General features: G+C 70.2%; 7 protein-coding genes. 6 read left to right on the forward strand and 1 reads right to left on the reverse strand.

The genetic code is table 11. The features are described 5' to 3' along the window. Positions 1-5 precede the first annotated feature (5 nt). The 5 genes from GUY59_RS32060 (at position 6) to GUY59_RS32080 (ending at position 5,601) form a co-directional block, all read left to right on the forward strand. The gene (locus tag GUY59_RS32060; RefSeq protein ID WP_138203925.1) at positions 6-869 is read left to right on the forward strand and encodes a branched-chain amino acid ABC transporter permease; all 864 of its coding nucleotides are present in this window, start codon (positions 6-8) and stop codon (positions 867-869) included. Beyond that, a complete protein-coding gene (locus GUY59_RS32065) occupies positions 866-1,873 on the forward strand; it encodes a branched-chain amino acid ABC transporter permease (RefSeq protein ID WP_201761591.1) in 1,008 nt (335 codons plus the stop codon). The genes GUY59_RS32060 and GUY59_RS32065 overlap by 4 nt, the downstream gene beginning before the upstream one ends. Positions 1,874-2,058: 185 nt before the next feature. Further along, complete coding sequence (locus GUY59_RS32070; RefSeq protein ID WP_161714800.1) at positions 2,059-3,951, forward strand: helix-turn-helix domain-containing protein; 1,893 nt, start codon at positions 2,059-2,061, stop codon at positions 3,949-3,951. A 124-nt stretch (positions 3,952-4,075) separates the two neighbouring features. Beyond that, positions 4,076-4,336: a hypothetical protein gene (locus GUY59_RS32075; RefSeq protein WP_161714801.1), complete on the forward strand. Its 261-nt coding sequence runs from the start codon at positions 4,076-4,078 to the stop codon at positions 4,334-4,336. A 2-nt stretch (positions 4,337-4,338) separates the two neighbouring features. Continuing rightward, the gene (locus GUY59_RS32080; protein ID WP_161714802.1) at positions 4,339-5,601 is read left to right on the forward strand and encodes an alpha/beta fold hydrolase; all 1,263 of its coding nucleotides are present in this window, start codon (positions 4,339-4,341) and stop codon (positions 5,599-5,601) included. Here GUY59_RS32080 and GUY59_RS32085 read toward each other — a convergent pair. Beyond that, on the reverse strand, positions 5,586-6,056 hold the full coding sequence (locus GUY59_RS32085) for a lamin tail domain-containing protein (protein ID WP_252375084.1): 471 nt from the start codon (positions 6,054-6,056) through the stop codon (positions 5,586-5,588). The two genes, GUY59_RS32080 and GUY59_RS32085, sit on opposite strands and share 16 nt — an antisense overlap. Positions 6,057-6,633: 577 nt before the next feature. On the opposite strand from GUY59_RS32085, the gene GUY59_RS32090 reads away from it, so the two are divergent. Beyond that, a partial coding sequence (locus GUY59_RS32090) for an ATP-binding protein (protein WP_161714803.1) occupies positions 6,634-6,985 on the forward strand: 352 nt, incomplete at its 3' end.

Here is a 6,985-nt window from a genome sequence, read left to right on the forward strand (position 1 = left end):
CCGGCGTGCTCCAGCAGGCGTTCAACGGGCTGGTGGGCGGGGCCTTCTACGCCCTGCTCGCCCTCGGCCTGTCCGTCATCTTCGGCATGCTCGGCGTGGTCAACCTGGCCCACGGCGCCTTCTACATGCTCGGCGCCTTCGGGGCGTTCATCGCGCTCGACGCGTTCGGGCTGAACTTCTGGATCGCCCTGCTGCTGGTGCCGCCGCTGCTGGGCGTCGCCGGAATCGTGCTGGAACGGCTGTTCATCCGGCGGCTGACGCCGCTCGACCCGCTCTACAACTTCCTGTTCACGTTCGGGCTCGCGTTGATCCTCCAGGACCTGGTCAAGCGGGAGTACGGGGTGAGCTCGCAGCCCTACCCGAGGCCGCCGGAGCTGGACGGCACGGTCGACCTCGGGCTGTTCACCTACCCGGCCTACCAGGTGTTCGTGCTGGCCGTGTCGGTGCTGATGTGCGTCGCCGTGTGGCTGGTGCTCACGCGCACCCGGGTCGGCATGATCGTCAGGGCCGCGACCGAGCGGCCCGAGCTGACCCGCGGGCTCGGCATCGACGTCGGCCGGTGGGTGACCCCGGTGTTCGGCTTCGGCATCGCGCTGGCCGCGTTCGCCGGCGTGCTGGCCGCGCCGATGCGGGCGGTCAACCCGCTCATGGGCGCCGACCTCATCATCACCGTGTTCGCGGTCGTGGTGATCGGCGGCCTCGGCTCGGTGTTCGGCTCGGTCGCGGCCGGCTTCGCCGTCGGGCTGGTGTCGGCCCTCGGCAACCTGTACGTGCCGGCGCTCTCGCAGATCCTGGTGTTCATCCTCATGGCCGTCGTGCTGCTGTGGCGCCCGGCCGGGCTGTTCGGACGCGAGGAGGCGTTCCGGTGATCCTGACCAGGCTGGCCCGCTCGGGCCGGGGCGGATGGCTGCTCCTCGCCGCCGGGCTCGTCGCCGCCTTCGCCCTGCCGTGGCTGATCTACCCGCCGGTGGCGCTCGACATCGCCTGCTGGGCGTTGTTCGCCGCGTCGGTGGACCTGCTGCTGGGCTTCACCGGGCTGCTGTCGTTCGGGCACGCCGCGTTCTGGGGCGGGTCGGCGTACTGCACAGGGCTGATCGCGCTGCACACCGGGATGCCGTTCCCCGTCGCGATCGCGGGGGGCGCGGTGTTCACGGCGCTGCTGGCGCTGCCGATCGGGTTCCTGTCCGTACGGCTCAGCGGCATCTATTTCGCCATGGTCACCCTGGCCTTCGCCCAGATGATCTATTTCGTCGCCAACCAGTGGAGAGACGTCACCGGCGGCGAGAACGGCCTGCAGGGCATCCCGCGCGAGTTGTTCGGGCTCGACCTGTCCGACTCGTTCTCCTTCTACTACGCGGGCCTGCCGTTCGTGCTGGCCGGGCTGTTCGCCGCCTGGCGGATCGTCCGTTCACCGTTCGGACGGGTGCTGGTGTCCATCCGCGCCAACCCCGACCGGGCGCGGGCCCTCGGCTATCCGGTCGACCGTTACAAGCTCCAGGCGTTCGTCCTGTCCGCCGCGCTCGCCGGCACGGCCGGCGGGGTCTTCTCCGTCGGCCACGGCTTCGCCTCGCTCGAAGGCGTCTACTGGACCACCTCCGGGCAGGCCGTGATGATGGTGATCCTCGGCGGGATCGGCACGCTGTGGGGCGGCGCCATCGGCGCGGCCCTGATCGTCCAGCTCCAGGACTTCCTGGCCACCGCCGGGTTCGCCGAGACCGGGATCATCACGGGCACCATCTTCATCGTGGTCGTGCTGCTGTTCCGCCGCGGCATCTGGGGAACCGCCCGCCACCTGCTGATCACCCCTCGTACGCCCGCCACGCCCGCCGACGTGGCCGCCGAGCCCAAGAAGTCCGTCGACACCCCGGTCTGACCGCGCGCGCCGAGGGTGAAAATCGCACCCGCCTGGCATTTCGGGTGCCACAGGTCTTGACTAGGGCCCATTGTGGAAGCACGAATGTTACAACAATGGGCAAGTCATCCTTCAAGCGGCGGTCGGCAGCGTCGGAACCACCGGACGCGTCCTGCGGACGAGCCGGGGTCGGCGGGAGCGAGGGTGTGAACAGGCGCAGTTTCCTCCAGCTTCTCGTCGACGGTGCGCCGCTGCCCCACTACGACGAGGTCCTGCACGACGCGGTGGCGGGCGCCGCCTCACCCGCCGAGATAGCCGATCTGCAGGCCGAGCACACGCTCGCCCTCCAGCTCCGCGACACGCTGGAGAAGCGGCGCAGCCGCCATGAGCAGCAGCGTGCGCTGGTGGAGTGCGCGAAGGAACTCGCGGAGGACCGCAGCGACCCCGACACGATCCTGAGCCTGATCGTGAGCCAGGCGCAGCGGCTGCTCGGCTGCGACATGGCCTACCTGAGCCTCAACGACAACGAGGGCCGGGCGACCTGCATGCAGGTGATGGTGGGCGCGACATCCTCGGCCTGGAAGGACGTCAGGATCCCGTTCGGGATCGGCATCGGCGGCAGGGTCGCCGCGACGGGCACGCCGTTCTCGACGCCCGACTACTTCAGCGACGAACGGCTGACGCACGATCCTGCGGTCGACGCCTCGGTCAGGGCGGAGCGGCAGGTGTCGATCGTCGGCGTACCGCTGCGCACCAGCGCGGTCATCGGGGTGCTGTTCGCCTCCAACCGCACGCCGGGCTGGTTCTCCCACGACGCCATCGCCCTGCTCGGCTCGTTCGCCACGCTCGCCGCGACCGCCATCGAGCAGGCGCGGTCGAGGCACGACCGGCAGCAGACGCTGGCGGCGCTCCGGCGGGAGAACGCGGCACTCCGGCAGCGCGCTGCCGACCAGGAGAGGGCGGTCGCGGCCCACGACCAGAGCATGGCCATCGTGCTCCGCGGCGGCGGCGTGCAGGAGGTCGTGGCCGCGGCGGGCGACCAGCTCGGCGGCGTGCTGGCCATCTTCGACGAGTTCGAGACGCCGGTCGCCTGGACCCCTGGAGCTTCCGACGAGGTGCTGAAGGCGATGTCCGCCGCGGTGGGCGGTGTCGCCGGCCGCTCCGCCGCCTCCACCCACGACGGGACGTACTGGGTCACCGGCCTCGTCGCCGGCACCGAGAACATCGGCACGCTCGTCTGGGGGCCGCCGACCGCGCCCTCCGAGGTGGGCGACCTGGACAGGCGGCTGCTCGCCAGGGCCGCCGTCGTCGCCTCGCTGCTGCAGCTGTTCAGCCGCAACCTCGCCGCGGCCGAGGCCAGGGTGCGCGGCGAACTTCTCGACGACCTCCTCACGCCCACCCCCCGTACGTACTCGTCGCTGGCCGAACGGGCGCTGCGGATCGGCTACCAGCCGCAGAAGCGGCATGCCGTGGTGGTCGCGCACATCCGGGCGGAGAACCGGCGCAGCCTCGCCTCCGTCGCCTCCGACCTCGCTGCCGCCCGCGACGGCCTGAGCACGGTACGCGACGGCCAGGCGATCCTGGTCGTGCCCTCCGACGACCCGTCGCTGACCGGCCGCCAGACGGCACGCTCGATGACCACGCGGCTCGGCTCGCCGGTCACCGTCGGCGCAGCGGGACCGGTCGACGACCCGGCCGACCTGCCGAGCGCGTACGCGGAGGCGCTGGCCTGCGTACAGGCTCTGCTCCGGCTCGAACGGGTGGGAGCCGCGGCCACGGCAGACGACCTCGGGTATGCCGGGCTGCTGCTGGGCGACGGCGCGTCCGCGGTGCGCTTCGTGGCGCGGACGCTCGGGCCGGTCATCCGGCACGACGAGCAGCGCTCCACCGCGCTGATGGAGACGCTCGACACCTACTTCGCCACCGGGCAGAGCCTCGTCGCCAGCGCCAAACGCCTGCACATCCACCCGAACACCGTCACCCAGCGGCTCGACCGGGTCAGACGCCTGCTCGGCATGGACTGGAACAGCCCTGACCACACGCTGGAGGTGCAGCTGGCGCTGCGGCTGCACCGGCTCCGCCGCGAACTGGACGACTGACACCGCCGGTCGCGGCGGCCGGCGGAAACGGCGAGGAAACAGCCTGGGGAGCACAGTGAGGGCGATCGCCGGAGAACCGGCACGCCGTGTGGCGCGGTGACCTCAGCCGAAAGGACGTCGACCAGTGAAGCGTGTGACAGCGGGTCGTGGCCTGCTCTCCGGAGCCCTGCTGCTGGGTTACCTGACGACCGGCCTGCCCGCCGCCGCCGAGTCCGGCATCCCTGCCATCCGGTGGGAGAAATGCCCCGAGTTCTCCGACGACGACCTGCGCGACCAGAACCTGAAGGAGGAGCAGTTCGCCGAGTTCAGGCGGCTGCTCGCCCGTACGGACTGCGGGACGATCCGCGTACGCAGAACTGCGACGAACCGAACGGCAAGCAGATAACGGTGGCTCTGACCAGGTTGCGGGCCTCCGACCGGAAGAACCGCCTGGGCAGCGTCGCGCTCAACCCCGGCGGGCCGGGCGGCTCAGGCTACCTGATGCCCATCCACCTCGTCATGAGGGGTGCCGAGGGACTCGACGAACGTCACGACCTGATCGGCATCGACCCGCGCGGCGTCGGCCGCAGCACCAAGGTGATCTGCCCCGACATCCCGCGCGGCACGCCCCCGCCCGGCCCGATCGGCGAGCAGCGCGCCAGGGAGGCCTACGCCGCCATGGTCGCCTGGAGCGAGCAGTGCGTCCAGCGGGATCCCGCGTTCCTGCGCCAGCTCACCACCCCCAACGTGGCCCGCGACATCGACCGGATCCGCGCCGCCCTGGGCGAGCGGAAGATCGGCTTCTTCGGCATCTCCTGGGGCACGTGGCTCGGCGCGGTCATGCGGACCATGTATCCCGCCAGGGTGGGCCGGATGTGGCTGGACAGCGTGGTCCCACCCCGTGCGTGGCAGGACTTCGGGACGGATGTCCACGACAACGCCGTGGACCGCAACTTCCGGCGCATGGCCGCGTGGATGGCCGAACGCCACGACACCTACGGCCTGGGCACGTCCGAGCGGCAGGTGGTGTCGGCCGTGGAGGACATGGTCAGGCGGTACGACCTCGAACCGCTGTCCTTCACCGACATCGACCTCACCGTGGACGGCGGGCTGATCTCGCGGGCCGCCGGCCCGCCCAGCGGCCAGTGGCCCAGGATGGCCCAGGTGCTCAAGGAACTCGCCGACGCCACGGGCCCGGCCGCGCCCCCGGCCGTCAAGGAGGCGTTCGGCAACCCGGCGGGCGGGGGCGGGGACACCGGCACCGACAGGACGGCCGGCCGCGCGTACCACTGCAACGAGGACCCCACCCCGAGCACGTTCGCGCCGAGCTGGAAGGACTACCAGCAGCGTCTCAAGCGGTATCCGGTGACCAGCCGGACGGCGAACTTCGTGCACATGTGCGCGGGATGGCCGCTGCCGGCGATGACGCCGACGGTACGGCCCACCGGGGGGTCGCTCATGTTGTCCGGCCACCGCTACGAGACCGTGACACCGTACGAATGGGCGCGGGTCATGCGCGCGGCCATCGGCGGAACGCTGGTGAGCATCGACGACGACGTGCACGGCTCGGCGGCGCAGGTGCCCGGCTGCGCCGCGAAGGTGATCGCCTACTTCGAGACCGGCAGGCGCACCACCACGTGCCCGGGAAAGCCGGCTCAGCAGACCTTGTAAGACTGCCGCGAGGAGTTGTACGCGCAGGAGTCGATCAGTTTCCCGGCCGGGTTCCGCAGGTAGGCGGTGTCGCTGGTCTGGTTCCAGATGTAGGCCAGCGTGCCTCCGCTCCTGCCCCAGTAGCGGGTGGTGCTGGTGTTCTTGCCCCTTCCGGTGCGCAGGGTGACCGTTTTCCCGGCCCTGAGGGTGAACGTGCCGAACCTGTAGATGTGGTCCTGCCGCCTGGTCGCGTCGCGCACGGTCCAGCCGGCGAGGTTGACGGCCTTCCTCGTCATGTTCCTGATCTGCACGTACTCGCCGTTCAGGCTGCTGTTCGCGCCGTAGTCCGGTGAACCGGGCGAGTCATAGTAGATCTTGGTGATCTGGACGGCGGGGGCGGCGGCGTAGGCGGGCTGCGCGGCGACGACGGAGGACGCGGCTAACAGGGTGGCGGTCAGCAGGGATCGGGTACGCACGGGGACAACTCCCAGGTAGTGGGACATGATGTGGAACGATCCTATTGATGACCAGTGGGCCTGGATGGACCGTTCCCATATCGGTTTGGTGTCCCATGGGCGGCTTGACTCCGGGTCGACGCACGCGTGCAGGTGCGGCCGGGCCGTGAAGGTGGGAGTGGCTGTCCCTGGTTGAGGCGTCCCCGGCTGGTACAGACTTGTGACCATGCGCCGGCGACCCGGCTCTGCGATATCGCATTCTTCAGATGCACGATCCATGCCTCGGACGGGAGAATTATTCGCTCCAAGGTGCCCGAATATGCATGGAAACGCACCGTGCAGCACTCGTGATGGACGGTGAGCGGTATTATCACGACTTGTTGTCCTTTTCGGGGCATCGAGGTGCGTCAGGCGTGCGTTCCCGCAGTTCGGCCGACCGACCGGCACTCGTGAATGGGTCACCGAGAGTTTCCGACCAGCGCGTCCGAGAGCCCGGACCGGCAATGTCCGGAGGGGGTTAGGAGATATGTCATCGGGGAGCAGTGATAAATCCGCATCGCTGGGATCGCGCCTTCAGGCCGCGCGGGATATGGCGTTCGTGGGGCGTGAGGAAGAGCTCGCGCTTTTCCAGGCGGCATTGTACGGCGGCGGCTGCAACGTCCTGTACGTGCACGGTCCCGGCGGAATCGGCAAGTCGGCCCTGTTACGTCGGTTCGCGTGCGAGGCCACGATGGCGGGCCGTGCGGTGTCCCTGGTGGACGGGCGCACGCTGGAGCCGTCTCCGGCGGCGTTCGAGGCCGAGGCCGGCCGGGTGCTCCGTGACGCGGACGCGGTGTTGCTGGTCGACAACGTCGAACGTGTGCGGGGCTGGGAGGAGTGGCTGCTTGAGCGGTTCCTGCCGCGGGTGCCCATGGGGGCGCTGGTGGTGATCGCGGGGCGATGTCCGCCGG

It is taken from the genome of Nonomuraea sp. K271, assembly GCF_009908215.1.
GTDB classification, from domain to species: Bacteria; Actinomycetota; Actinomycetes; order Streptosporangiales; family Streptosporangiaceae; genus Nonomuraea; species Nonomuraea longispora.